Source organism: Kocuria sp. CPCC 205297, assembly GCF_040981035.1.
Lineage (GTDB): Bacteria > Actinomycetota > Actinomycetes > Actinomycetales > Micrococcaceae > Kocuria > Kocuria marina.
In genome coordinates, this window is the sequence record NZ_JAVKPY010000010.1 from 77200 (window position 1) to 101305 (window position 24106).

Sequence of the window (24106 nt, forward strand, 5' to 3'; positions counted from 1 at the left end):
TGTGGACCCTTGCGGGTTCGGCGGTCTGCGCGCTGATCGTGTGGGGCGCCCCAAGTTCTCGTGGCCCGAATCCCTTCCGCTGCTCACGGGGCCGTTCTGCCTGGTCAACAGCATTGCGGTGGCCGTTGCGGTCCCGTTCGAACGGACCCAGGGAGCCGTGGTGCCCCTGGGCTCCCCCGTGCACGACGTACTCGCCGGGGCCGTGCGGGGAGCGCACCAGGTAATCCTGGGCGGTTCCGTGCTAGGCGGGTTGTTGGTGCTCGCGGGGATGTTCGCCGCCGGGTGGCGGGCCGGTGTGTGGGCGGCGACCGGGACCCTGGTGGGCACGCTCGCCGGGTTCGTGGGGATCGGGCAGGGCCCCGCCGCATCCGGGTTGCTGGGCTACGGCGCGATGCTCGTGACCGTGGCGCTCGGTGTCGCGTTCCCCGCGCGGGGGTCCCGCATCCTGCGGATCGGGGTGCCCGTCCTGGCCGCCGCGCTCACCGTGCCGCTGTGGTGGGTCATCACGGCCGTGGGGGTCGCGCCGTACACGTGGCCCTTCGTACTCGTCACGTGGACCGTTCTGGCGCTACGCTCCCGTCAGTGGAGGGCGGGGGAGGCCCGCCACGACGAGCGATGAACCAGGGCGAAGATCCCCCACACCGCGAGCAGCCCCGCGATCAACAACAGTCCCGCGTGGCCGTCGGCGCGGCGGAGGCGTGCGTGTCGGTCACCGGTGCGGCTGGGCTCACGCGAGGTCCTGCATGAGGACGTCGTGGCGCAACCACTTGATCACGTGCTCGAGGCCCTCGTCCGTCTTCAGATTGGTGAAGCAGAACGCCTTGTCCCCGCGGAACTGGCGGGAATCGGCCTCCATGACCGTGAGGTCCGCCCCCACGTGCGGCGCCAGGTCCGTCTTGTTGATGATGAACAGATCGGACTTGATCATGCCCTGGCCGGCCTTGCGGGGGATCTTCTCGCCCTGGGCCACGTCGATGATGTAGATCGGGAAGTCCACGAGCTCGGGGCTGAACGTGGCGGAGAGGTTGTCCCCGCCGGATTCCACGAACACGACCTCGAGGTCCGGGTGCTCCTGCTCCAACCGGTCGATCGCCGCCTGGTTCATGGAGGTGTCCTCGCGGATCGCGGTGTGGGGGCACCCGCCGGTCTCGAGTCCCACGATCCTGTCCAGGGGCAGCACGCTGTTGCGGGAGAGGATCTTGGCGTCCTCGATCGTGTAGATGTCGTTGGTGATCGCCGCCATGGAGATGTCCTGGCTCAGCGCCCGGGTGAGGCGTTCGATCAACTGGGTCTTGCCCGCGCCCACCGGTCCGCCGATCCCGATCTTCACTGCCGTCATGTGGTTTATTCCTCCGTACGTTCGGTGGCGCGGTTCAGCTCATGAACATGCGCGCGCGTTGGGTTTCGTGGTGCATCTGGGCGATCTCCAACCCCGGGGAGACCACGCCCAGATCGGACATGTCGAGTGCGGAGATGCGTTCCCACGCGGCCGCGACCCGGGGGCGCAGTGCCCCCAGGGTGCGCTGGCCCGCGTTCTGCCCGATGGGGATCCCGCGCACCGCGTTCTGGGTCAGCGAGGTGAGGGTGGAGAACAGGAAGGCCTGCGTGATCGCTGCCGGGGGCACACCGTGGTCCACCCCGATCAGCGCGAACACGATCGCCTAGTGGCCGCGGCACGTCCCCTCCGCCACGAGGCGGGCGTAGCGTTCCAGTCCCGGGCCGGGTAGGGACAGCGTGCCGATCTCGAGCAGCCGGCGTCCCATGGTCAGCCCGGCTTGTCGCACCTGGGCCGGTAGGGCCTGGGCGAACATGAGGGCGTCGAGTCGGACGAGGCCGGCGTCGAAGTCGGAGTCGGGTGTCGCGTCCGCCGGGGCTGCGGGGGGATCCGCGGGCGACGCCGCGCCGTCGGCGGCCGCCAGCGCGGAAGGTGCCGTACCCGCCGAGGCTCCGTTCGCCGTCGTCCCCGCGAACAACTCCGCGGTGAGCCGCACGGCCAGACCGTCCGCGTAGACGAGCTGGTGGTCGAGGAAACGTTCCAGCCAGTCCTGGAAGCTCGCTTGGTCCGACACGGTGCCACGTTCCAGGTAGGTCTCCATGCCGAACGTGTGCGCGAACGCCCCCGTGGGCAGCGCGGAATCGCAGATCTGCAGCAGCGGCAACAGGGAACCCGCCCAGTCCTGTGCGTCCCCGGCCACTAGTGCGTGTGCTCCGCGTGGCGGAACGGGACCGGCATCACGCGTTCCTGCCGCTCGTACGGCACGCCGTGCTCGTCCAGGTACTGGGTCACCGTGTGGTCGAACTGCACCACCATGACCTCTGCGCCGTATTCGGAGGACGTGTCGAAGAACTGGGCCTGCAGGTGCCGGTTGCCCAGCCCGTGCGCCGTCACGCCCATCTCGGTGATGGTGCGCGGGGCGATCACGAGCACGTCCGTGGCCTCGACGGACACGACGACGACGCCGCGCTCGTCCCGGAGCAGGATGTCCCCGTCCTGGAGGTCGCCGGCCGCGCCGCGCGGACTGTCCAGGCGCAACCCCAGGGTGCGGCCGTGATCCGTGGTCACGCGCTGGATCCGCTTCACGAGTTCGGAACTTGGCAGCACCACCTTCTCCACGTGCAGCCCCTGCCGTTCGGAGGGGGACAGATCGGCCAGGTTGCCCAGGACGCGGTCGACGATCACGAGATCCTCCTTGTCGGGAACGTGTCGGGAATGGTTGGTCGGGGTGCCGGTGCCGGGGCGGCAACGACGGGCCCGTAACGACTGGTTGGCGGCGCCGGGTGCCCGCCGAGCGCCGTCGTCCGCGGATTGCCGGCGGCCGCGTGGGCTCAGAACAGGAAGTACCGCTGGGCCATGGGGAGCACGTCCACGGGCTCGCACGTGACCTTCTCGCCGTCCACGCGCACCTCGTAGGTTTCGGGGTCCACGTCCAGCTCGGGGGTCTCGCCGTTGAACGCGGGGTCGGACTTGCGCAGGGACCGGATGCCGTGGACCGCCTTGACGGTCTTCCGCAGACCGAGCTGCTCCGGGACGCCCGCGTCCACGGCCGCCTGGGACATGAACGTGATGGAGGAGGAGTGCACCGCGGAACCCAACCCGCCGAACGAACCGCGCATGGTCATGGGCTGGGGCGTGGGGATGGACCCGTTGGAATCACCCATGAGGGAGGAGACCACCTGCCCGCCCTTGAACACCATGAACGGTTTGACGCCGAAGAACGCAGGTTCCCACAGCACCAGGTCCGCGAACTTCCCGGCCTCCACACTGCCCACGTAGTCACCCACACCGTGGGCGAGCGCGGGGTTGATCGTGTACTTGGAGATGTAGCGCTTGAGCCGGAAGTTGTCGCCGCGCTCGGTGTCCCCGTCCAGCTTGCCGCGCTGCTTCTTCATCTTGTCCGCGACCTGCCACGTCCGCAGGATCACTTCCCCCACGCGGCCCATGGCCTGGGAGTTAGAGCTCGTGATGGAAAAGATGCCCATGTCCTGCAGCACGTCCTCCGCAGCGATCGTCTCCGGGCGTGTGGAAGACCCGCCCGTCGATGGCCTTGATCGTGTCCTCCACGAACCCGGCCTCGTTGAGGGTGTCCGTGTGGATGGCCACCTGCACGTCGTAATGGTCGGCCACCTTCAAGGAGTTGTCGATCGCCGCGGGCGTGGCGCCCCAGTCCTCGTGCACCTTGAGCCCAATGGCCCCGGCTTTGATCTGCTCGGCCAGCGGTTCCACCGCACTCGCGTGCCCCTTGCCCAGCAGGCCCACGTTCATGGGAAAGTTCTCGACGGCGCGCAGCATGTTCGCGAGGTTCCAGGACCCGGGCGTGATGGTCGTGGCCTTCGTGCCCTCCGCGGGTCCGGTACCGCCACCGATCATGGTGGTGATCCCCGAGTTCAGGGCGGTAGCGAACTGGTCGGGGCTGATGAAGTGGATGTGGGTGTCCAGGCCCCCGGCGGTGAGGATGCGGCCCTCACCGGCCACGGCCTCGGTCGCGGGACCGATCACCACGTCCACGCCGTCCATGATGTTGGGGTTGCCGGCCTTGCCGATGGCCAGGATCCGTCCGTCCCGCAGCCCCACGTCCGCCTTGTAGATGCCCGTGTGGTCCAGGACGATCACGTTGGTGATCACGGTGTCTGCCACGGCCAGGTCACCCGGGGCGCCGTCGCGGACGGTGTTGCCGTCCTGACCCATCCCGTCGCGGATGACCTTGCCGCCGCCGAATACGGTCTCGTCACCGTGGCTCGTGAGGTCCTTCTCCACCTCCAGGAACAGGTCCGTGTCCGCGAGCCGGACGGCGTCCCCCGTGGTGGGGCCGTACAGAGCGGCGTACTGCCGCCGGGACATCTCGAAGCTCATGAGCGTTCCTCACTGTCCAGAGGGCCGTTAACGGCGTTGCGGAATCCGAACACGGCACGGTCACCGGCCATCGCCACCAGGCGGACGGTCTTCTTGTCCCCCGGTTCGAAGCGCACGGCCGTGCCGGCGGGGATGTCGAGGTGGAAGCCGCGGGCGGCGTCGCGATCGAAGCGCAGCGCCGGGTTGGCCTCCGCGAATTAGAAGTGGGAGCCCACCTGCACCGGGCGGTCGCCGGTGTTGGTGCCGTCCGGGAAGGTGGCCTCCACCTGGACGTCCGAGATCATCTCGGGCACACCCTCCATGACGTCGTCCCGGCCGAGGATGGTGGTCCCCCAACTCAAGAGGTCCGCCACCGTGCGGCCGTCCCGGGCGCCCTCGATCAGTTCGTAGCTGATGATCGCCACGGCCTCCGGGTAATTGAGCTTCAGGCCCCGGGCCTGGCGTCTGCGTGCGAGGTCCGCGGCGACGACGATCTGCAGTTTCTCCTGCTCGCGAGGGATCAAGTGCATTGCGGCCTCAAGGATGGTCAGAAGGACGTCCGGCAGGGAAAGAAGACTACCTAACAATCGGCATGCTACGCCTGACGTGTGGAAATACACCCCGTAGTGCTCCGTCGTGTTCTTAGGAGTTGCCCGGGAGCCGTCCGGGCCTGTGCTCGGAGGTGCCCGAGTGGCAAAGGTCGCCGGGTCCGGTCGACGACGTCGCGCAGTGCCCGACGCCGCGTTGGGTGCGCTCCGCGGGTACGACGACGCCCGGGCTTCGTGTGCGGAGCCCGGGCGGCGTCGTCGTGCAGTGGTCGCGGCGCGTTCGCTACGCGCGGGCACCACGAAGGATGGAGCCTACAGCTTCCACTCCCAGGCCTGGTCCACGAAACCGGGCGCATAGACCAGGGTTCCCGTTTTCGCGGGCACGTCCAACACGATCTTGCCGGTCGCACGCTCGGCGGGCCCCATCTCCGGGAGCCGCTCTGCATCGGGCAAGCACATGTAGGACGCGGCTGATGCCACCGAGTTCGCCGTGGTCCCGGCCGGAGTGATGAATTTCCATTCGTGCGGATTGAACATGTAATCAGTGCCGTAGAAGGCCTCTTGGAACTGTTCCCTCGGTCCGGTCTCAGCGGACACATCGAGGGTCACGAAGTGCCCGTTCTCGGGTTTCTGTGCGTAACCCGGCGGGGGCGGGTCATCGACTGTGGTCGGCGGGATCCGTGTGGTCGGAGGACAGGGAGCGGAGGTGGCGTAGATCCTCGGGGTGCATGTCCTTCTGCGCTTCGAGCCCGTCGAGCAGCAGTTGCATCTGTCGCTGCAGTGCCGGAACCAGATCGGGGTGCCCCTGGTCTCGCAGGTGGGTGATCAGCATCCGCAGCCCCCGCAACATGGTGGCGGCCACGTCCGGCTGGTCGAGGCACGTCTGCCGGAGCTGATCGAAGGCGTGGGCGATGTATTCCTCATGGGAGAGGTTCCAGGGCTGGACGAGCACCCGGCGGGATCCGTCCTGCAACGCCGGGGGCGGAAGTGGAGTGATGAGCAACGTCCGCATCAGACTCCCCAGCCGCAGGATGACCTCCACGGCGGTCGTGGGGTCATTCACGGCCGGACTCAGGGCACGCAGCCCGATGTCTACGAGCTGCCGGATGGAGAAGTCGACGTCCTGGAGCGTGGTGCGCATGTCGGACACGCCGATCGACTCGGCGAGACCCTTCCTGCTGGCGGCCGAGGGGCGGGGCCACACCGTCAACAGGGGTTCACCGGCGTGGATGTAAGCACCCACGCGGGTGTCCATGCGCACGGTCGTGTCGGGGGAGGCGGCCGCGAGGAGCTGGCGGATGTCCACCTGGCTGATCCATCCGCTGCGCGTGGCGGGAATGACCGCGGCGTCATCGGGGGCATCGTGGAAGTCCCCGGGGTCGACCTCACGCATCCCGGAGGGCACTTCGTCGAGTGCGGCGGCCACCTTCTCTCCCTCGTCCGCGATGACCCGGGCCACGTTGCCCACCTGGAGCCCGTGGGCCAGGTGATCCAGATGCACGATGATGCCGATCATGGTGATCAGCGTCAGCACCACGGCGAGCGTCAGCGACACCTTCGGCGCAGGGGCCGTGGTCTCCCCGCTGACACTGGGCAGCGCCAGCACGCAGTAGAAGAAGGTGGCCACGAGCAGGCCGATCACGCGCTGACTCAGCCGGTCCCGGATGAAGGACCGCATGACCCGAGGTGAGAACTGGCTGCTGGCCAACTGCAGGCTGACCACGGTCAGGGAGAACACCACGCCCACGGTGGTGATCATCGCCCCGGCCACGGTGGCCAGCAACCACGTGGCCGCGTTGCTGCTCATCTCCAGCGTGAACGGCACGTGGGTGTCGTACCCCAGGGCATGATCGACGGACGTCGCGATGATTGCCAACACGATCCCGCCCAGCATGATGATGGCGGGATAGAGGAACAGGCTCTCCTCGAATCGGTACCGCAGCGCCGCGAGGCGCAGCCGCCACGAGACGCCTCCACGTCCAGTCACTGTCTGTCCTCCGAGCATTGTTCGCCGACGAGCCTGCCGATCGTCAGCCTACCCAGACCGTTCACGGAGGCGGGCACGCGGAGCGTGGGCAAGGGGGCGGCACCTCGATAGCCTGGCCCCATGACGGAACAGAACAAGTGGCTTGCCCAGGTGGCTCGGAACCCCGGGCATTCCCAGTGGTACATCGAACGGTTCCGCACCATGGCCGCGCGCGGGGAGGACATAGTGGGGGAGGCCCGGCTCGTCGACGCCATGGTTCCCCGCGGCGCTCGCATCCTGGATGCCGGGTGCGGAGCGGGGCGGCTGTCCGGGTACCTGCACGCGGCCGGGCATCGGGTGGTCGGGGTGGACGTGGATCCCGAGTTGATCGATGCCGCCCGGCAGGACTACCCGGGCCCTGAGTATCGCGTGGCCGATCTCGCCGTACTGGCCGACATGGACCTCGGGGACGCCTTCGACGCCATCGTGTGCGCGGGCAACGTGGTCACGTTCCTAGCGGAAAACACCCGGCGGGACGTGCTGCGCGGTTTCCGCAGTCACCTGGGTCAGGACGGCCGCGCGGTGGTCGGTTTCGACGCGGGGCGCGGCTACTCCGCCGAGGAGTTCTTCGCCGACGCCGCTGCGGAGGGTCTCACACCGCAACTCACCCTGGCGGGGTGGGACGTACGCCCCTGGTCCCCGGACAGTGAGTTCCTCGTGACCGTGTTGGGACCCGCGGTCGGGTGAGTGGAAGCGGCTGTGCTGAGGCGCCGATAGAAGTTACCGATTCATCCCCGACAACGCCTGCAAGTGCGTCGGGCGGACCGCAGTGGCGTGGGGTTGGTAGTCGTCGTGCTTGCCGAGCCAGGACTTGATGTAGGGGCACACCGGGACGATGGTCTTCCCGTCGGCGATGGTGCCGTCCAAGGCCACCCTCGAGAGCGTGGATGCGAGACCCTGACCGCTGTAAGCGTCGTCGACGGTCGTGTGGTAGAAGATCCGCTGCGGCTCGTCGGCGCCGTCGAACGGCAGGTAGCGCGCCTCGCCGATGACCGCGTCACCGTCGAGGAGTTCGTAGCGGTGCCCGTCGGCGTTGTGGCGGACGGTGATGTCGGATTCGGTTTCCACGGGACTCTCCTGGGTGGGATCGGGCGGGCTCAGCCGCGGGGTCGCAAAGTGACGGTGGGCAAAGTCGGGGCCGGCATTGGCGCGGGCTGATCGTCGGGAAAGGGGCCGAAGCGCGGGTACGGGGTCCCGTCCGAGTAAGTTCCGGACTCTGGGGTGGGGGCCGGTTCGGCGTCGATCTCGGCCTGCCACTGCTCACGGTAGGCCACGACCTCCTCGTGGGTGCGGCCCACGAAGTTCCACCACATCACGATCTGCTCCCCCAGGGGCTCCCCGCCCAGGAGCATGGCCCGCACGGGCTTCTCGCCGGCGGTTAGGACCACGCTGTCCCGCCCCGTGGGGAGGTAGGCCAGGTGGTCCTCCGGGATCGGCGCCGAGTTCAGGCTCAGGTCCCCGGTGTCCACCAGGACCCCGTGCTCGAAGGACGGGTCCAGGTTCAGTTCCAGTTCCGTTCCCGGCTCCATGAGGATTTCGGCGGCCACCAGCGGGGGTGTGTAGGTGTTCACCGGGGACGTGGATCCGGCCAGCTCACCGATGAATATCCGCAGCTCGGCACCGTGGTTCTTCACGGGCTCTGGCGTGTAGTGCTCGAAGGTCGGTGCCATGTGACGGGTGTCGTCCGGCAGGGCGTACCACAGCTGCACGCCGTGCAGGGTGGTGGTGTCCGGGGTGGAGAACTCCTGGTGGGAGATCCCGCGCCCGGCGATCATGAGGTTGACCTCCCCGGGGCGCACGTCCGCGCTGTACCCGGCGGAGTCCAGGTGGGAGATGCCGCCGGTGAACAGCCAGCTCACCGTGGCCAGGCCGGTGTGCGGGTGGCGCGCCACGGACATGCCCCCGGTGTCCGCCACGGGATCGGGGCCGTAGTGGTCCAGGAAACACCACGCGCCGATGAGACTGCGATGGCGCTGGGGGAGGGTGCGGCGCACGGTCATCGCCCGCGGGCCACCCAGGGGCACGTCCCGCGGGGTCAGCAGGGCCGCCCCGGCGCCGATCGCCTCGGTGCACAGGACCTCTTGCGGGTTGCGTTCCAGGTTGGTCATCGTGCACCTCCGCTGCTCGTGGTCGCACCGGCCGGCGCGGACGCAGTCTTACGGGGACGGACGGGGTGTCCGGACAGGATGGAGATCCGGTTGAAGGCATTGATCGCGATCGCGGTCCACTGCAGAGCGGAGTACTGCTCGTCGTTCAGTGCTTCCCGGGCCGCGGCCTGCTCGGCGTGCCGCGTGTTCTCGTCGGGCAGCAGGGTGGCCGTTTCGGCGATGATCAGGGCGGCCCGTTCTACGGCATTGAAAAGAACGGTGTCACGCCATGCGGGGAGCACGGCGAGTTGCTGCGCGGTCACCCCGGCAGCCTCGGCCTTGCGGACGTGCAGGTCCAGGCAGAACGCGCACCCGTTGAGCTGGGACACCCGCACGTTGACCAGTTCCACGACCGAGGCGGGGATGCCCGCGTCCTCGGCCGCGGCCCCGACCTTGCGGGAGAAGGCGTTGACCGCCCGCCAGCTGGAGGGGTCGGACTTGTCCAGGAAGAAGCGGTCCTGCTCGGTCATGGCGGCTCCTCGTGGTTTCGTGCGCCGGCTGCGTTCGCCGGAGACGACGACGCTGCTGTCGCGGCCTCCCGGCGTGGGTCCGGGATGCGACGGGGCGGTCCGGGGGGGGGGGGGGATGAACTCATTTGAACAGAAATATCTTCCTCGCAAGACTAACTTGCGGTCGGGGTCCGCTCAAGGGGTCGGGACAGGGTACGGGGCTGGGGATGGCTGGGCAAGAAGATTCTTGGACAAATGTTTCCGTGGCGAGGTAAAATCATCCCTCAGCTCAACGAGTTCTAAGGGCTCGAAGGGCTCGAAGGGCTCGAAAGGGGAGATCATGACCGCGCACACCGACACCGCTGCCCAGGCGGTGGACCCCGTGACCCTGTGGGGCCAGGTGATCGAGGGGTTCCAGAGCACCAACAAGAACCTGCACCGAGAGGTGGCCGCGGCCCATGCGTTGAACGCCGCGGAGGCCGAGGCGTTGCTGCGGCTGACGCGCACCCCGCACCAGCGCATGCCCATGGCCGAATTGGCCCGTCAGGTGGCCTTCAGCACCGGCGGTTTCACCAAGGTCGCGGACCGGCTCACCAAGCGCGGCCTGGTCCGGCGTGCCCCGTGTCCCGAGGACCGGCGCGTCGTCTACCTCGAGCTCACCGCCGAAGGCCGCACCACGGCAGGGAAGGTCCGTGATCTCGTGGCCGAGACGATGACGGCCACGTTCGTGGACGTCCTGGGCCCCGAACGCGCCGTCGTGGTCGCACAGGCGATGGCCGATCTGCACCGCAGTGGAATCGACCGCGCGTAGCGGTCTCGGCGACCGAGGCGCGAACCACCTCGGACAGGGGCCGATGCCGCTCGTGGTTCGCGCCGGCCGCGGCACCCTTTACGCTTGTCCTTAATCAAGATGGCTGAGCACATGGATTGAGGGAGCCTGATGGCCGCTGGACTGGCTGCGCTGCTGGATGACATCGCGGCACTCGCCAAGCTGACCGCCGCGAGTGTGGACGACATTGCCGGGGCGGCGGGGCGCGCGAGCGCCAAGGCCGCGGGCGTCGTCGTCGACGACACCGCGGTGGCCCCGCGATTCGTGCAGGGTGTTAACCCCAAGCGGGAACTACCGATCATCAAGAAGATCACGATCGGCTCCCTGCGCAACAAGCTGCTGATCATCCTGCCGGTGGCCTTGATCCTGAGCCAGTTCGCGCCGTGGTTGCTCACGCCGCTGCTGATGCTGGGCGGCACGTATCTGTGCTTCGAGGGCGCGGAAAAGGTGATCGAGCACCTGTCCCACCAGGAGCACGCCCCCGACGAACCCGCCGCGGACCGCGGTCCGGAGGCGGAGAAGAAGATCACCTCCGGGGCGATCCGCACGGACCTGATCCTCAGCGCGGAGATCATGGTGATCGCGCTCAACGAGGTCTCCCACGAGCCGTTCCTGTCCCGCACGCTCATCCTGATCGTGGTGGCGATCGTCATCACGGTGCTCGTCTACGGCGTCGTGGCCCTGATCGTGAAGATGGACGACATCGGCCTGGCCCTGGCCCAGAAGGACTCCGAGGGCGCCCAGAAGTTCGGGCGGGGCCTGGTCAAGGCCATGCCCACGGTGCTGTCCGTGATCTCGATCGTGGGTGTCTTCGCCATGCTGTGGGTGGGCGGGCACATCATCCTGATGGGCATGGCCGACCTCGGGTTCACCCCCGTGTACGACTGGGTCCACCACCTGGGTGAGTCCGTGCACCACGTGGCCGGGGTGGGCCCCGCGCTCGCGTGGCTCGTGGAGACGTTCTGCGCCCTGGTGCTGGGCATCGTGTGGGGTTCCATCATCGTGGGCATCGTCCACGTGCTGCCCTTCGGGAAGAAGCACGGCGACGACGACGTTCACTCCTCCGATGCCGCCGGCCGTGAGTCCTCGGATGCCGACGACGCCGTGTCTACCCACCGGGGGAACGTCGCCGCGGTGCGCGGAGCACCGTCGTCCGGGGTCTCGGCGACCGGGGCGTCGTCATCGGCAGATCCTCATGTGGAAGGCGGCTCGACCGCGGTCAGCGAGTCGCCCCGGAGCTGACCTCCCGCAACCCCGCCGAAGCGCACAGCTCCACGAGGCCTTCCATGCCGAAGGCTTGCAGCGGGCCCACCACCCCGCGCGCCCGTGAACGGTCCTTGAGCACGTGCTCCGCCCCGGCCGCCAAGAGGTGACCCGTGAGCGTGTAGACGTTGGGACCCGCCACACGGACCTCGGACACGGTCTCGCCCCGGGAGTCGGTGACCACTGCGGTGGCCAGGGAGGACGACTTCGCCCGCTCACTCGCGCTCGGCCCGCCCTCGGACCCGGTCAGGGCGGTGATGCCCTTGCCGAGCGCCTTGCGGGCCAGGGACGAGGAACCGGCCACGGCCATCACGGGTAGCGCAGCCTTCATGACTGGCCCCGGCGCGGAGAACCACCCGTTGAACACCTCGATGTTCGCAACCTCCGGGAACGCCTCCGGCAGGAACACGATCTCGCTCCCGGGGACCATCACCGCATTGCGCTTCGCCCCGTCTACCGTGAACGTGTGTTGCCGCGGTATCCGCCCCGGCTTCTGCCACCGGTGACCACGCCACACCAGGAACGGTTTGCTCAGCTCCTCGAGCATGGTGGTCATGGTCCCGCCGCTCAACCCGGTAGGGCCCGCCCCGGGGGCGAAGTAGCCCACCCGCAGAGTCTCGGCGCGGTCCCCGGCGCGTTCCAGAGCCAGGGATCCCGCGAGGATCCCGGGCACGTAGTCGTAACCGAATGCGGGCAGCATGGTGCCGCGGGGCGCATCACCCGGCGCAGCGGCGTCGTCGGACGCGGCGGCGGGATAGCGCTTCTGGAGCCGACGCACGAAGCCCACCTCACCCGTCGAGTCCAGGTAGTGGGCACCCTGCGACGCGGCGGCGTTCGCGGCCACGTCCCCGAGTCGCTCGAAGGGACCCACGGTGGTGACCAGGACGTCCCCCTCGGAGACCAGCGCGCGGACGGAATCGGGCTCGGCCAGGTCCGCGGTCCGCACGTCCAGGCCGCCCAGCGTGCAGGCCAGCTGGTTCAGGGGCCGTTCGCGGCGCCCGGCGAGGACGGGGCGGACTCCCCGTTCCACGAGGGACTCGACCACCAGGCGGCCGGTGTATCCGGTGGCTCCGAAAACCACCACGTGAGCGTTCATGGGTGTCCTCCTGCGCTGGGACGGACCGCAACGGGTGCCGTGCGGGCTGGTTCGTCACGTTACGGGATCGGGCCGGAGTGTGCGACGACTACGCGGGCTCCCCGCGCACCACGTCCACGTGCACGTGGTCCCGGTGGCGCAGGATCTCGTTCGCGGGCGGCGGCGCGTCGTAGGGGTGCCAGCGCCCGGCGGGGGAGCGCGAACCCCAGACCATGTCGTCGAAGATCACGTACTGGACGTCCAGGTCCTCGGCGTGGGCCACGAGCCAGTGCGCGAGCTGCCACCCCTGCCGGCGGTTCTCCTCCGTCACGGGGCGGAAGAACACGTCGACGGCGCGCCCGTCGTAGTGCGTGGAATTCTCGCCATGTCCGTGGCCCACACCGCCCGGGGCGTAACCGCCGAGGCTCAGGGGGCCGAAGACCTCGATCATCGCGTCCCGGACCGCTTCGGCCCGGGGCGTCAGCCCGGAGGGGGTGATCTCCTGCGCCTCGAGTCCCTCGCTGCTGTGCCCGCGGCAGCGCAGGCTGGGCCCGGCGTCGTCGGGCGGGCCGTGCGTGAGACGCTCCATGACAGTCGGCTCCACGCCGGGTACCGCGGAGGCGTCCGCACCGCGCACGACGGCGGTGGTCGCGGCTTTGGCCTCCTCGCGGGTCAGAGGGACGTCCCCGTCCTGCGTGGTCACCGTGCATTCCGCCCTGCCCAGTGCGGGAGGGGCACTCGACACGATCGAACGCAGCGGTCCCGAACCAACCCACACGGCACCCACCACGAGGGCGAGCACCACGAGCAGACCCAACATCCAGCCGGCGGCGCGTCCCGGAGCGTGGCTCATGAGGGGGACGGGGACGTGGTGTGCGGATGCATGACGGGTCCTTGTCGGGGCGCGGTCGTGTGTCACCATGATGCCGGGTCAACCCTGCCGTGCCCCGCGTACCGGCCCGCTCCCGTGCCCCCGGAGGTCATGATGAACGAACGCCCCGCGTCCCCGTGGCGGATCGAGGACGTGGACGTCCCCGGCTACCTCGCGGCATTGGACGTCGACGCCGCGCAGCTCGCCGCCGCCCCGCGGGACCTGGGCCTGCTCGAACGGCTGCACCGCGCCCATGTTTTCACGTTCCCGTTCAGCAACGTGGAGGTGCTGCTCGGACGGCATCCCGGGGTGGAATTGGCGACCGTGCAGGACCAACTCGTCCGACGCCGCCGCGGCGGGTACTGCTTCGAGCACTCGCAGTTGTTCGCGGCCGTTCTGGAAACGCTGGGCTTCACCGTGCGCCGCGCTCTGGGCCGCGTGCGTTCGTTCGACAGCCCCCGCACCCACATGACCGTGCTCGTGGACCTCGCCGGCACACGCTACCTGTGTGATCCCGGCTTCGGTTTCAGCATCACGGGTCCCATCCCGTTGCACGACGGCGCTCGCCGCGTGGAGGGGGACCGCACCTTCTCGATCGGGCGGGTCACGGACGAGGGCTGGCCCGTGTGGTCGTTCGAGCGGGACGGGGCCATGGAACACGTGCTGGACGAGTCCACCATCCACCCCGCGGACGTGCGGATGGGCCACCTGCAGACCTCGACCGGTGCGGAGTCCATATTCCGCCATCACCTCATGGTCATGAAGCACACCCCGCGGGGCCACGTGACCGTGACCGAACACGGCACCACCGTGCGCACCCCTGGGCGGCCGACCCGGCAACGGGAACTGACGGCCCCGGAGATCGTGACCGAGGTCCGGGATCTGGGCGTGCGGATCACCGAGGAAGAAGACGCGCAGCTCACCGACGTCGTGACCCGGATGAGGGGCTGATCGGGGCGGGATCGGCGGCCGCGGGCGGCCAGTCGTGGGGGGCGACGGCTGCGAGCGGCCGGGACACCAAAAATTAACGCGGCACGGGCTTCGCGTTCGCAAAATTCGATCACGCCGATGGCATGATCTTCACCTGGCTGAGCATTTCCCCCGATGGTCGGCCAGCGCTGCGCCCGGAATGAGCTGACCGAGCGGGCCACAACTGAATACCCCCCCCATGTAGAAAGCAGCCCCCCATGCGTTTCTTCCGTTCCTCCGTGGTGCCCGCGGCGGCCCTCGCCGTGGTCACGGCGCTGTCCCCGTTGGCGCTCTCCCCGTCATTCCTGGCCCCGGCGAACGCCGCTCCCGCAGTGACCGCTCCCGCGGTTCCCGCGGTCCGGACCGCGCCGCGGGTTCCCGAGGCGCCCGTGCACGCGGCTCAGGCCCCCGCCCTTCCCGCGACCGCCCATCACAAACCCTTCAAGGCCGCGGGCAAGAACTCGAGCTACCACATCTACACGAACGGCATCGACCGTTCGAAGGCCGTGGGTGTGCTGTTCTACCTGGGCGGGGACTACGACAACCCCGGCGAGACCTGGGTGCACAGCCCCCAAGGGACCGCGCTCACAGCACTGGCCGCTCAGGCCCGCAAGAAGAACATGATCCTGGTGGTCCCCATCTCCCCGGACCACAAGCTCAAGCCCAACGGCATCACGTGGTGGGAGGACGCGGACGGCAACGGCGACTACTTTCGCGCGCTCAAGGACAGCCTCGTGAAGACCTACGACCTGGACACCTCCCGCGTGTGGCTCGCCGGCTACTCGGGTGGCGCGGAGTTCATCACGTACGAGCTGCTGGCCGATCGGCAGAACTGGATCCGTGGCGGCGGTGCGACAATCATCGGCGGCGGCGGTGCCAGCGGCATGCAGACCGCGCCGAGTGCCGCGGTGCGCTCCCTCCCGATCACGTGGCACGCGGGGACCAAGGACGTGGCCGGCAGCACCAACCCGCCCACGTGGTCCGCGTCCGCCGCCGCAGCCCAGGGCATGAAGCGGTTCCGGGCGGACGGGTTCACCCGCGCCTCCCTCAAGACCCTGCAGGGCTACGACCACGACGACTACGACGTCGTGGGCCTGATCGCCCAGGGTTTGGCCACGCTGCCGCCCGCGCCGACGACGACGGGCCAGACCGCCACACGGGGCACCCCTCAGACGTCCTGGCTGCGCGGGGCCATCCGGACCGACTACGTCGCCACGGGTGGGATGGGGACATATGGGCAACCGACGTCGGCGGAGAAGCCCACGGGCCGCGCGGGCGGGGTCTACCAGGGCTTCACGAAGAACTACACGTATTACTGGAGCCCCGCGACCGGCGCCCACCCCGTGAAGTGGGGGACCGGCATCGGTAACGCCTACAAGGCTGCCGGTCTGGAGCGCGGGTGGGGCTATCCCGTGATGGCGGAGCGCAAGATCCCCGGCGGCGCCTACCAGGACTTCCGCAACGGCAACGCCCGCTACCGCGCCATGTACTCCCCGGCCACGGGCACCCGCGTGATCAAGCTCAGCGGCGGGATCGGTACGGCCTGGCAGAAGGCCGGGCACGAACACGCGTGGGGGTACCCCGCGACCGACGAGTACGCCGTCTCCGGCGGTATGGCCCAGCGCTTTTCCCGCGGTGTGGTGGCCACGTGGCACCGCTCCACCGGCAAGGTCACGGTGAGTCGGGGGTAGCGGTACCCAACCGGTGCCCCGGACGCACGGCAACCACCGTGCATCCGGGGCGTGCCACCCGGGGTGTTGCGTCCATGGTCCGGACGAGGGCGTGATGCCCCGGTCCCCGCGCAGGGACACGACCGGTGCCTGCAGTTTCTCGGCCAGCGCGCGGATCTGATCCGCAGCGTGCCGGGCCTGCCCGTGCGCTGGGTCGACGACGTCGTGGCCGCGGTGGCCCGGCGGGTCGTGCGCCCCGGGGAAGCCGTCGCGGAGTCCGCGCTCAACGAGCGGCTGCGGATGTTCGTGCTCGACGCCGCGTTCTTCCGCCGGCACGCCGTGGACATGGGAGTGCTCAGGCGCGCTCCGGACGGGACCCGGTACGAACTGACCGAGGATTGAGCGGGGGCCGCGGCGCGAGGGGCCGGCCGCACCATCGATACGGAGGGTTCCCGCGGTCTCCGTCGGCTTCGGTTCTACGGAGCCGTCCGGTGGGGAGCGCCGGATAACGGTTGCCTTGGACCGGCCCCGCGAATGACGAAGTCCCGCCCGACCTTCCGGTCGAACGGGACTTCTTGCGGTGCGCGAGGGGGGAGTTGAACCCCCACGCCCTCTCGGGCACACGGACCTGAACCGTGCGCGTCTGCCTATTCCGCCACTCGCGCTCGTTGTTCCACGCGGCATTCGCCGGTGAGCAACGTCGAAAAGAATACCTGACGCGTGCGACGTTTGGCGAATCGCGGCGTCGTCGAACTCTCGGTAGGGGCGACGGCGCTGTGGCGCCTCAGATGCTCACCGTGAGTCCCGCCCACGTGACGCCGGCGCAGAACAGTCCGGCGAGCGCGTAGAGCGTCACCGGGACCAGCAGGGCGATCTCCCGGGCGGAGCCCGCGTTGCCGAGCACGGGGAAGCGCACGAACGAGCGGCCTTTGTAGAACGTGGTGGGCAGCGGCAGGGACGTGCGCAGGGGCCACAACAGGTGGATCCCCTGGGTCGTGAGCAGGTCCCCCAGCATGTGCACGGCGCACCCGAGACCCACGGCCACCACGAACCAGCGCGGGTTCTGCGGGGGATTCGCCGCGACGAACGCCCCCAGCAGGATGCCCACGATCCAGTTCGCGTGGGAGAGCCGGTCCGGGACGAACGCCAGGACCTTCACCGCGCACGCGATGAGCAGCACGGACAGCACCGCCGCCAGGGGCCACACCTGTCCTGGTAACGACGCCGCGGCGTCCGGGATCTCTCCCGCCTGACCTTCCGTCCCGGGCCAGGAGAAGGAGTTCCAGCGCAGGGCGTCCCCCACGGGGACGGACGCGCGCTGGGACAACAGCGCGAGGACGATGATCAGGAGCAGCCCCACGAGCGAGTGTGTGGCCCTGCGGTGGCCCCCGGAGAGTTTGCCGACCGCCCGGGCCACCCACGTGGACAGTGGCGGGAGGGAGCGGGCGACCGTGCCCCCGGGGTGGTCGAGATCCGGGAGCAGGGCCGCGCCGGCGCAGATCAGCGCGCCGGTGATGACGCCGGGGTCGCCCACGGGCATCACCCCCAGACCCACCGGCACGGAGACGTCGGCGAGGTGCACGGTGTAGGTACCGGTCAGCGCCACCCACGCGGCTGCACCGCACGCGGCATGGCTGGGGCCCATCATCGGGGGAACCTGGGCATGGTGGTGGTCCTCTCAAGACCTCGGGGAAGAAGCAGACCCCAGGGTAGGAACCGGTTCCGACCTGCATAAGCGGCTGCGGAGGCCGCCTCGGCGACCTGCTCGGATCCGCACTGTGCGCGGCAGTCGACCACCGCGCGTCCATGCCCCGCGCCATCCGTTCACGACGGTCGGCGCACCGCGCCTCAGTCACCCGCGTGGGGCCATGTCCTGCCCTGCCGAACCAGCGTGGGTGGGTCCGCGCACCACCCCTCGATTCGTGAGCGTGAAGCGTCAGTCCAGAGACTTGGGGTTCCAGGGGAGCTGCTGATCGCACCCCGGTGTGAGCCAGGCCTTGATGAAGCCGCCCGTCTGGTGCAGGTACTGCATGAGCAGGCTCTTGCCCGTGATGTGGAAGTCCACGGCGGACATGCGTAGCTCACCGGGATAACAGCGGGAGAGGATGAGCCGCGATCGGGGCGCGTGCTGGGTGAAGGTCACGGCGGTCACGGTGTCCCACCCGCGTTCCTCGAAAAGCTTCTGCAGCTCCATGGCCTCGCCCTGGGTCGTGGACGGATCCGGTTTGAAGCAGATCACCTCCACACCCTCCCGGGGCGCGCAGAACGGGCGGGTCGAGTAGTACTCCTGCATCTGCGGTGGTTCGTACGGCTGGGGGTCCGGGGCGGAGATCACCAGCGTGTCCGCCACGTGCTGGTTGAACACGAGGTCCTCCGCGTAGGCCATACGGGACGTGTCCGGCGGTCCGAGCACGAACACCGCGTCAGATCGTTTCGGCGGATCCACGCGGGGGTTGTCCAGCACCGCGTGGCACACCGCGAGCCACAGCACCACGAGGATCGTCAGGACGGTCAACACCAGCAGGGGCCACCGCCGCTTCTTGGCGAGGGTCTGCCCGGGGGCCGCGTGTGCCACGGATGTCCTTCCGATGCGGGGCTTTACAGGAATGCCGCGGATATCATCTCATCCAGCGGAACCCCCTCCGAGGCTTCTGCATCTCGTACCGGTAAACACCCACCAAGGAGTCAGCTCATGCGCTCGAACGACCACCTCGAACGTTCGATGACCTGCCAGGTTCCGCTCCGGTGGGGGGACATGGACTCGTACGGCCACGTGAACAACGTGGAGGTCGTCCGTGTGCTCGAGGAAGCGCGCATCGCCGCGTTCGGCGTCCCCGTAGGCACGGGCGAGCAGGTCCTGCCGGCCAAGATCCCCTTGTTCTCAGTGCTCCCGGAGGGCACCCAGGCGCTGATCGCCGAGCACCGGGTCAAGTACCTGCGCCCCCTGGCGTACCGCAACGTCCCCGTGGATGTGCGCGTGTGGGTGGTCTCCGCCCGGGCCGCCACCCTGGTCCTGGGATTCGAGATCCTCGACTTCGCCGACGGCGCTCCCTGCGTCCGCGCGCAGACCCAGCTCGCGTTCTACCTCCCGAGCACGCGCACGGTGGTGCGCCTGACCCCCGAACAGCGCGAACTGCTGGAACCGTATACGGGGCCGTCGCCGTTCTGACCTGCGCACACCCGCGCACCGCGCCGACGTCGCTCAGGCGGCGAGCTTCACCGGGGTCCGCAACCGCAGCTGCGCGCGGGTGCGCAGGATGTGGCCGCTTTCCGGCAAGACCCGCCACGTCCACCACAGCACGGCGTGGGAGTCCGGGTCCGCGTGGCACGTGGCAGCGGTGACCGCCGCGGGGTCCTCGGTGTCCTGGACGCACACCGCCAGGGGCGCCGCATCCAGGGTGTCGTGCAGGCGCGCGAGCTCCCGCTGCAGACCGCGAGGGGAGTGCTCGGTGACCGTGCAGCCCACTTCCACGTGCGAGGCGAACGGCGTGGGGTGGGCGATGCTGCACAGCGTGGGCAGTTGCGCTGCGGTGTCCTCGAACAGACCCACGGTCTCGACCCACTGCTCCCCGGCGTGGGTGATCACGCACTGGTGGTGCAAGGAACCCACGCGCAGTTCCACGACCGTGTGCTCGTCCACTCGCAGCGAGCGCCCGGCCGGTGCGTCCAGCACGCCCAGGTCCGTGCGGTACCCGAACTGTTCCGGGCGGCACACGACATGCCCGTGCAACGGGGTCAGCCAGCGATGCTCCATAGCCTTGTTCTCCCTCTTCGGCCCCGCGGCAGTCCGCCGCATCGGCTTTACAGAAGAAAATATCCACCAAGCAGGGGCGCGAGCAAGCACCGGAAGGTCACCGTTTGATGACGACGCATATATGCCATCCGGGCCCACACGGACGCGGCGCGTGCCGGAACGGCCGCGGTGACAGGGGCTGGATCAGGGCAGCGGACGGCCCCGCGCCGCCGTCCACAGTGCGTACCAGTCCTCGTGGGTCATGAGCTCGGCGGCCCGCGGCGCCTGCGCGCACGCGGCGATCCGCTGCGGGTTCAGGGTCCCCACCATCGGGCGGATACCGTACGGGTGGCGCAGCAACCAACCCACCACCACGGCCTCGCGGGACACGCCCATGCGCTGGGCGAGCTGCTCCACGAGGGCGCTCGTCCGCCGTACGGGGTCCTCGTTCACACCGCCGGAGGACGACGCCGCACCCCCGGTCTCCGCACCGCCCATTCCGTCCTCCCCGGACGAGGCAGCCGGCGCGGACGAGGCAGCCGGCGCGGACGTAGCTCCGGACGCGGGCGCGGGTGCACCCGAATAGATCCCGCCGGCCATGGCACCCCATGCCTGCAACTCGATCTCGTCCGCGATGCACTGGGCGAGCAGCCCACCCGGGAACGACACCCCGGTCCCCTCCGGGTGATTGGCGAGCACCTGGGACTCCACGAAATCGCGGTGCGCCAGGCTCATCTGGATCTGCACCGCGGTCACGGGCACGCTCAACAGTTGTTGGAACGCGGCCACGTGATGCGGCGTCATGTTGGACAGCCCCACGGAACCGATCAGGCCCTCACGGTGCAGTTCGTCCAGGGCCCGCGCGGTCTCGCCCAGGGGTGTGAGCGGATCCGGGCGGTGCAGGAACAACCGCTCCACGTGGTCCACGCCGAGCCGCTGCAGGGACCCCTCCAGGGAGGACCGCACGGAGTCACGGTCGAGTCGGTAGTGGACGGGTGAGCCCTGGGGCCCGGTGTTACCCGGCAGCTTGATCCCGCACTTGGTCTGGATCCGCACCGCGCGCCGCAGCAGGGCGTCCTCGGCCAGGATGCGACCGAACAGGGTTTCAGAGGCGCCGCCGATGTAGATGTCCGCGTGGTCGAAGAGTTCGAACCCGGCCCGGTGCGCGGCGTACACGGCCTCGCGAGCGGCGTCGTACTGGGACGCCGGGACGGACTCCTGACCCCAGGAGCCACCCAGGGTCATGCACCCGTAGATCAGGGGAGTGCTCACGGGCGCCCGCCCTGCTGCTCGGCGCCGCGGCGCAGGCGGGCGGCCTCGGCGAACGCGGCGGCGGCCTCGTCGAGTTTGCCGGTGCTCTCGTAGACCGTTCCGAGCTCCGTGAAACAGTCGGAGCGGTCGCGCCAGGAATCGGGGACCTCCTCGTAGAAGTCCACGGCGCGGTTGTACGCGGTCACGGCCTGGGCGTTGCGCTGGGTCTCGCGGTAGACCCGTGCGAGGTTGCTGTAGCAGTCGGCCTGATCGCGGGGTTCGTGGGGGGCGTCCAGGTACTGGCCCAGGGCGTCCAACAACTGGGTCTCGGCCGCGCGCAACTCCCCGGTCTCGACCAGCAGGGACCCCAGGATCAGGTGCGCGCGGGCCTTATGCTTGCCACTGCCCGGGAGCTGGGAGAAGTACTCGAGCGCGGTGCGGTATTCCGCCACGGCTTTGCTGGTGCGTTCCATGACCACGTAGATGTGGCCCAGGTTGTAGTGGCACGCGGCGAGTTCCTTGGCGGTGTCGCCGGATTCGTGAAACAGCTCGATGGCCTGCCGGTACGCGGTCTCCGCGAGGGCGTGCTCACCGCGGTCCTCGGCGTCCAGAGCACGCGTGAAATAACCGTTGCCGTCATCCGAGTAACTCATCAGATCAACCTCCCGGGACCCAGTAAGAATCTAAGGATGCTACATGGTGAGCCGATTCGGAACCCGGCTGCTAATCTCAAAACCACACTCTCCCAGGAGGTCAGGATGGCAGTACAGAACACCGCACCGGGGCAGGACTCGCGCGACCCCCGCCACGCAGCAGCCCCGGACGACGAGCATGCTTCCGTGATCCGTCACGAGGAGCGTCTGGTGATCAACCGCAAGGAGGAGGTCACCGGCCGTGCCCGGCTGCGCAAGTACGTGGTGAGTGAGCCCGTCCGCCAGGAGGTCACCCTCGCCTCGGAGGAGGCCAACGTGGTGCGCACCCCCATCACCGAGGAGGAGCGTCAGGCGTTCCTGGACGGTCGCGAGCTGCCCGTGGGTGAGGACGAACTGATCCTGTACCGCACCGAGCCCGTGGTGCAGACCATGCGGGTCCCGTACCAGCGTGTCCGACTGGTCGCCGAGCGCGTCGAGCGCACCGAGGTGATCGAGGAGACCCTGCGCAAGGAGCGCGTGGACATCGAGACGGACGAGCGCCCCGCGCACTGAGCCACGCGGCGTCGCCCGCGGCAAGAGCTTCCAACGGACCGGCATCTCCGAGCGGGGTGCCGGTCCGTCGTCGTCCGCCCTCGCGACGGAACCCCCGGCCCGCGGCACCCGCGGTGGGTGCGGCGTCGTCCGCGTCCCCGCCACAGGGGGACGACGCCGCTGCGGCACCCCGGGTGCCCGCGGGGTAGTTTGGTGGGGTGAGCGAAACGACCCTGACCCTGATCCGCCACGGCCAGACGCACTGGAACCTGCAACGGTTGTTGCAGGGCCGCACGGACATCCCCCTCAACGACACGGGTAGGGAACAGGCCCGCGTGGTGGGCCGGGAACTCGCGGCGTCGGGGCGACACTGGGACGCGCTGGTCTCCTCTCCCCTGCAGCGCGCACGGGAGACGGCCCGGATCATCGGGGCGCAGCTCGGACTCGCACCGGCGGGGACCTACGCGGACCTCGCGGAGCGCTCCTTCGGGGACGCGGAGGGCTACGACTGCACCGGGATGACAGAGGACGAGCGGCACGCGTTCATGGAGGAGCACGGTGAGGCGGCCGAGCACGTGGTGCAGCGGGGGATCGCGGTACTGCGCGAGATCGCCGCGCGGTACCCGCAGCAGGACGTGATGATCGTGGCCCACGGGACGTTCATCCGCCTGACTGCGGGCCGGATCCTGGGGGTCGAGCTGCCGAGCCTGCAGAACGGGGAAGTGGTCGAGGTGACCACGCAGCAGCTGGCTGCCGCCCCCTGACCGACCTACCGGACTACTGCTCTGCGCCGGGGCGAGCGGCCGCGGTCTCGGTGGCCTCCGTGCGGGCCGGACGGTGCGCGTACATCAGCGCGAGTCCGGTGAAGACGAAACCACCCACCAGGTTGCCCAGCAGCACAGGGATCTGGTTCCAGATCCACCAGTCGCCCAGCCCCACGTCCGCGCCCATGAGCATGCCCATGGGGATCATGAAGAAGTTGACCACGGCGTGCTCGAAGCCCAGGCCGAAGAACGCCATGATGGGCAGCCAGATGGCGGCGATCTTGCCGATGGTGTCCTTGGAGACCATGCCCATGAACACGCCCAGGGACACGAGCCAGTTGCACAGCACGGCCTTGACGAACACCGTGACCATGCCCGCGAAGCCCATGGCCTGGTAGGCAGTGGTCTTGGCCGCGGCGGTGTCGGCGAACTTCTTGCCCAGCGCGCCGGCGTCGTGGGAGCCGAAGCCCGTGAGGGTGCCCGCGTAGAGCAGGGCGAACAGCGCAGCCCCGATGATGTGGCCGATGGTCACCATCAGGCAGTACCGGGCCACGGCCGACCACGGGACGAGTCCGCGCAGCGCGGCCATGGGGGTCAGGGCGAAGCCGCCGGTGAGCAGCTCCATGCCCATGAGGATCACGATGGTGATGCCGGCGGGGAAGAGCAGGGCGCCCACCACGGGCGAGCCGGAGCTCACGGTGGCCGACACTGCGAACGAGGTGGTGGCCGCGAGCACGGCACCGCCCAGCACGCCGCGCAGCACGAGGGCGCCGGAGGGCGCTGTGGCCTTGGCCTCCCCGGCGGTGACGGCGTTCGCCACCACATCCGATGGGTTCACGTTGGTCATGACTGCTCTGCTTTCTGTCGTGGGGGGGGCGGGCCTGCGCCCCGGCTGCGGGGTCACGGGCACCCGCAGTCGCCGGTGGGCGGGGTGCGAGGGGAAAACCGTAACTGCATGAGTGTAGGGCCGTGCAACGCTTGCGCGAACACGCGCGGC

At 69.2% G+C, this 24106-nt stretch carries 26 protein-coding genes, 1 tRNA gene and 3 pseudogenes; 10 read left to right on the forward strand and 20 right to left on the reverse strand.

The window, feature by feature from the left end:
* Positions 1 to 40: 40 nt before the first annotated feature.
* A complete protein-coding gene (locus RF650_RS10620; protein WP_242670497.1) occupies positions 41 to 619 on the forward strand; it encodes an urea transporter in 579 nt (192 codons plus the stop codon).
* 108 nt (positions 620 to 727) lie between these two features.
* Here RF650_RS10620 and ureG read toward each other — a convergent pair whose 3' ends face one another.
* The 8 genes and pseudogenes from ureG to RF650_RS10660 form a co-directional block, all read right to left on the reverse strand.
* The gene (gene ureG, locus RF650_RS10625) at positions 728 to 1339 is read right to left on the reverse strand and encodes an urease accessory protein UreG (RefSeq protein WP_131333577.1); all 612 of its coding nucleotides are present in this window, start codon (positions 1337 to 1339) and stop codon (positions 728 to 730) included.
* 34 nt (positions 1340 to 1373) lie between these two features.
* Positions 1374 to 2096: pseudogene (locus tag RF650_RS10630) on the reverse strand (urease accessory protein UreF).
* 98 nt (positions 2097 to 2194) lie between these two features.
* Entirely contained in the window at positions 2195 to 2680 is a 486-nt protein-coding gene (gene ureE / locus RF650_RS10635; RefSeq protein WP_144998489.1) for an urease accessory protein UreE, read from the reverse strand.
* A 146-nt stretch (positions 2681 to 2826) separates the two neighbouring features.
* Positions 2827 to 4351 (reverse strand): annotated as a pseudogene (locus tag RF650_RS10640) (urease subunit alpha).
* A pseudogene (locus RF650_RS10645) lies at positions 4348 to 4536 on the reverse strand (urease subunit beta); the annotation flags it as partial. The pseudogenes RF650_RS10645 and RF650_RS10640, both read right to left, overlap by 4 nt.
* A 12-nt stretch (positions 4537 to 4548) precedes the next feature.
* Entirely contained in the window at positions 4549 to 4860 is a 312-nt protein-coding gene (locus RF650_RS10650; protein WP_131333572.1) for an urease subunit gamma, read from the reverse strand.
* 330 nt (positions 4861 to 5190) lie between these two features.
* Positions 5191 to 5487 (reverse strand): hypothetical protein, encoded by a 297-nt coding sequence (locus tag RF650_RS10655; RefSeq protein WP_368814888.1) that lies wholly within the window; start codon positions 5485 to 5487, stop codon positions 5191 to 5193.
* Positions 5488 to 5533: 46 nt separating this feature from the next.
* A complete protein-coding gene (locus RF650_RS10660; protein WP_368814889.1) occupies positions 5534 to 6865 on the reverse strand; it encodes a DUF2254 domain-containing protein in 1332 nt (443 codons plus the stop codon).
* Positions 6866 to 6985: 120 nt separating this feature from the next.
* Here RF650_RS10660 and RF650_RS10665 point away from each other — a divergent pair, with 120 nt between their 5' ends.
* Entirely contained in the window at positions 6986 to 7591 is a 606-nt protein-coding gene (locus RF650_RS10665) for a class I SAM-dependent methyltransferase (RefSeq protein ID WP_368814890.1), read from the forward strand.
* 33 nt (positions 7592 to 7624) lie between these two features.
* Here RF650_RS10665 and RF650_RS10670 read toward each other — a convergent pair whose 3' ends face one another.
* The 3 genes from RF650_RS10670 to RF650_RS10680 are packed head-to-tail and all read right to left on the reverse strand — an operon-like array spanning position 7625 to position 9521.
* Complete coding sequence (locus RF650_RS10670) at positions 7625 to 7972, reverse strand: GNAT family N-acetyltransferase (protein ID WP_368814891.1); 348 nt, start codon at positions 7970 to 7972, stop codon at positions 7625 to 7627.
* Between the two features lie 29 nt (positions 7973 to 8001).
* Positions 8002 to 9012: a pirin family protein gene (locus RF650_RS10675; protein ID WP_368814892.1), complete on the reverse strand. Its 1011-nt coding sequence runs from the start codon at positions 9010 to 9012 to the stop codon at positions 8002 to 8004.
* A complete protein-coding gene (locus RF650_RS10680; protein ID WP_131333566.1) occupies positions 9009 to 9521 on the reverse strand; it encodes a carboxymuconolactone decarboxylase family protein in 513 nt (170 codons plus the stop codon). The genes RF650_RS10675 and RF650_RS10680 overlap by 4 nt, the downstream gene beginning before the upstream one ends.
* 319 nt (positions 9522 to 9840) lie before the next feature.
* On the opposite strand from RF650_RS10680, the gene RF650_RS10685 reads away from it, so the two are divergent.
* Both RF650_RS10685 and RF650_RS10690 read left to right on the forward strand, forming a co-directional pair.
* Entirely contained in the window at positions 9841 to 10311 is a 471-nt protein-coding gene (locus RF650_RS10685) for a MarR family winged helix-turn-helix transcriptional regulator (protein WP_064845586.1), read from the forward strand.
* 129 nt (positions 10312 to 10440) lie between these two features.
* Positions 10441 to 11571: a DUF808 domain-containing protein gene (locus RF650_RS10690; RefSeq protein ID WP_368814893.1), complete on the forward strand. Its 1131-nt coding sequence runs from the start codon at positions 10441 to 10443 to the stop codon at positions 11569 to 11571.
* On the opposite strand, the gene RF650_RS10695 is transcribed toward RF650_RS10690, so the two are convergent.
* Both RF650_RS10695 and RF650_RS10700 read right to left on the reverse strand, forming a co-directional pair.
* Entirely contained in the window at positions 11549 to 12688 is a 1140-nt protein-coding gene (locus RF650_RS10695; RefSeq protein ID WP_131333560.1) for a trans-acting enoyl reductase family protein, read from the reverse strand. The genes RF650_RS10690 and RF650_RS10695 overlap by 23 nt on opposite strands.
* A gap of 88 nt (positions 12689 to 12776) precedes the next feature.
* Positions 12777 to 13520: a hypothetical protein gene (locus tag RF650_RS10700; protein WP_368814894.1), complete on the reverse strand. Its 744-nt coding sequence runs from the start codon at positions 13518 to 13520 to the stop codon at positions 12777 to 12779.
* Positions 13521 to 13649: 129 nt separating this feature from the next.
* Here RF650_RS10700 and RF650_RS10705 point away from each other — a divergent pair, with 129 nt between their 5' ends.
* The 3 genes from RF650_RS10705 to RF650_RS10715 all read left to right on the forward strand — a co-directional run bounded on the left by RF650_RS10705 (position 13650) and on the right by RF650_RS10715 (position 16579).
* On the forward strand, positions 13650 to 14489 hold the full coding sequence (locus tag RF650_RS10705) for an arylamine N-acetyltransferase (protein WP_368814895.1): 840 nt from the start codon (positions 13650 to 13652) through the stop codon (positions 14487 to 14489).
* A 236-nt stretch (positions 14490 to 14725) separates the two neighbouring features.
* Positions 14726 to 16198, forward strand: coding sequence for a hypothetical protein (locus RF650_RS10710; protein WP_368814896.1), 1473 nt, complete (start codon positions 14726 to 14728; stop codon positions 16196 to 16198).
* 168 nt (positions 16199 to 16366) lie between these two features.
* Positions 16367 to 16579, forward strand: a complete 213-nt coding sequence (locus RF650_RS10715) for a DUF2087 domain-containing protein (RefSeq protein ID WP_035964901.1) — start codon at positions 16367 to 16369, stop codon at positions 16577 to 16579.
* 179 nt (positions 16580 to 16758) lie between these two features.
* Here the strand turns inward: RF650_RS10715 and RF650_RS10720 are convergent.
* The 3 genes from RF650_RS10720 to RF650_RS10730 all read right to left on the reverse strand — a co-directional run bounded on the left by RF650_RS10720 (position 16759) and on the right by RF650_RS10730 (position 18752).
* Positions 16759 to 16842 (reverse strand) — tRNA-Leu (locus RF650_RS10720).
* 119 nt (positions 16843 to 16961) lie between these two features.
* Entirely contained in the window at positions 16962 to 17825 is an 864-nt protein-coding gene (locus tag RF650_RS10725) for a metal-dependent hydrolase (protein ID WP_085106523.1), read from the reverse strand.
* 288 nt (positions 17826 to 18113) lie between these two features.
* Positions 18114 to 18752 carry a YdcF family protein gene (locus tag RF650_RS10730; protein WP_239321661.1) on the reverse strand — a complete coding sequence of 213 codons (639 nt, stop codon included), beginning with the start codon at positions 18750 to 18752 and terminating at the stop codon, positions 18114 to 18116.
* A gap of 117 nt (positions 18753 to 18869) precedes the next feature.
* Here RF650_RS10730 and RF650_RS10735 point away from each other — a divergent pair, with 117 nt between their 5' ends.
* Positions 18870 to 19346, forward strand: coding sequence for a thioesterase family protein (locus RF650_RS10735; RefSeq protein ID WP_131333552.1), 477 nt, complete (start codon positions 18870 to 18872; stop codon positions 19344 to 19346).
* 33 nt (positions 19347 to 19379) lie between these two features.
* Here RF650_RS10735 and RF650_RS10740 read toward each other — a convergent pair whose 3' ends face one another.
* The 3 genes from RF650_RS10740 to RF650_RS10750 form a co-directional block, all read right to left on the reverse strand.
* On the reverse strand, positions 19380 to 19931 hold the full coding sequence (locus tag RF650_RS10740; protein ID WP_064845577.1) for a DUF2617 family protein: 552 nt from the start codon (positions 19929 to 19931) through the stop codon (positions 19380 to 19382).
* Positions 19932 to 20114: 183 nt separating this feature from the next.
* A complete protein-coding gene (locus RF650_RS10745) occupies positions 20115 to 21182 on the reverse strand; it encodes an aldo/keto reductase family oxidoreductase (protein ID WP_368814897.1) in 1068 nt (355 codons plus the stop codon).
* A complete protein-coding gene (locus tag RF650_RS10750; protein WP_368814898.1) occupies positions 21179 to 21814 on the reverse strand; it encodes a tetratricopeptide repeat protein in 636 nt (211 codons plus the stop codon). The genes RF650_RS10745 and RF650_RS10750 overlap by 4 nt, the downstream gene beginning before the upstream one ends.
* Positions 21815 to 21919: 105 nt before the next feature.
* Between RF650_RS10750 and RF650_RS10755 the strand changes: the two genes are divergently transcribed.
* Complete coding sequence (locus RF650_RS10755) at positions 21920 to 22366, forward strand: YsnF/AvaK domain-containing protein (protein ID WP_368814899.1); 447 nt, start codon at positions 21920 to 21922, stop codon at positions 22364 to 22366.
* A 197-nt stretch (positions 22367 to 22563) separates the two neighbouring features.
* Positions 22564 to 23109: a histidine phosphatase family protein gene (locus RF650_RS10760; RefSeq protein WP_368814900.1), complete on the forward strand. Its 546-nt coding sequence runs from the start codon at positions 22564 to 22566 to the stop codon at positions 23107 to 23109.
* Between the two features lie 13 nt (positions 23110 to 23122).
* Here the strand turns inward: RF650_RS10760 and RF650_RS10765 are convergent, their stop codons facing one another.
* Positions 23123 to 23956 carry a formate/nitrite transporter family protein gene (locus RF650_RS10765; RefSeq protein ID WP_167318880.1) on the reverse strand — a complete coding sequence of 278 codons (834 nt, stop codon included), beginning with the start codon at positions 23954 to 23956 and terminating at the stop codon, positions 23123 to 23125.
* Between the last annotated feature and the right edge of the window lie 150 nt (positions 23957 to 24106).

Coding starts and splice junctions, on each gene's coding strand:
- ureG (WP_131333577.1), bottom strand. CDS start 1,339: ATGACGGCAGTGAAGATCGGGATCGGCGGACCGGTGGGCGCGGGCAAG.
- RF650_RS10650 (WP_131333572.1), bottom strand. CDS start 4,860: ATGCACTTGATCCCTCGCGAGCAGGAGAAACTGCAGATCGTCGTCGCC.
- RF650_RS10665 (WP_368814890.1), top strand. CDS start 6,986: ATGACGGAACAGAACAAGTGGCTTGCCCAGGTGGCTCGGAACCCCGGG.
- RF650_RS10675 (WP_368814892.1), bottom strand. CDS start 9,012: ATGACCAACCTGGAACGCAACCCGCAAGAGGTCCTGTGCACCGAGGCG.
- RF650_RS10680 (WP_131333566.1), bottom strand. CDS start 9,521: ATGACCGAGCAGGACCGCTTCTTCCTGGACAAGTCCGACCCCTCCAGC.
- RF650_RS10685 (WP_064845586.1), top strand. CDS start 9,841: ATGACCGCGCACACCGACACCGCTGCCCAGGCGGTGGACCCCGTGACC.
- RF650_RS10690 (WP_368814893.1), top strand. CDS start 10,441: ATGGCCGCTGGACTGGCTGCGCTGCTGGATGACATCGCGGCACTCGCC.
- RF650_RS10695 (WP_131333560.1), bottom strand. CDS start 12,688: ATGAACGCTCACGTGGTGGTTTTCGGAGCCACCGGATACACCGGCCGC.
- RF650_RS10700 (WP_368814894.1), bottom strand. CDS start 13,520: ATGAGCCACGCTCCGGGACGCGCCGCCGGCTGGATGTTGGGTCTGCTC.
- RF650_RS10705 (WP_368814895.1), top strand. CDS start 13,650: ATGATGAACGAACGCCCCGCGTCCCCGTGGCGGATCGAGGACGTGGAC.
- RF650_RS10710 (WP_368814896.1), top strand. CDS start 14,726: ATGCGTTTCTTCCGTTCCTCCGTGGTGCCCGCGGCGGCCCTCGCCGTG.
- RF650_RS10725 (WP_085106523.1), bottom strand. CDS start 17,825: ATGATGGGCCCCAGCCATGCCGCGTGCGGTGCAGCCGCGTGGGTGGCG.
- RF650_RS10735 (WP_131333552.1), top strand. CDS start 18,870: ATGCGCTCGAACGACCACCTCGAACGTTCGATGACCTGCCAGGTTCCG.
- RF650_RS10740 (WP_064845577.1), bottom strand. CDS start 19,931: ATGGAGCATCGCTGGCTGACCCCGTTGCACGGGCATGTCGTGTGCCGC.
- RF650_RS10750 (WP_368814898.1), bottom strand. CDS start 21,814: ATGAGTTACTCGGATGACGGCAACGGTTATTTCACGCGTGCTCTGGAC.
- RF650_RS10755 (WP_368814899.1), top strand. CDS start 21,920: ATGGCAGTACAGAACACCGCACCGGGGCAGGACTCGCGCGACCCCCGC.
- RF650_RS10765 (WP_167318880.1), bottom strand. CDS start 23,956: ATGACCAACGTGAACCCATCGGATGTGGTGGCGAACGCCGTCACCGCC.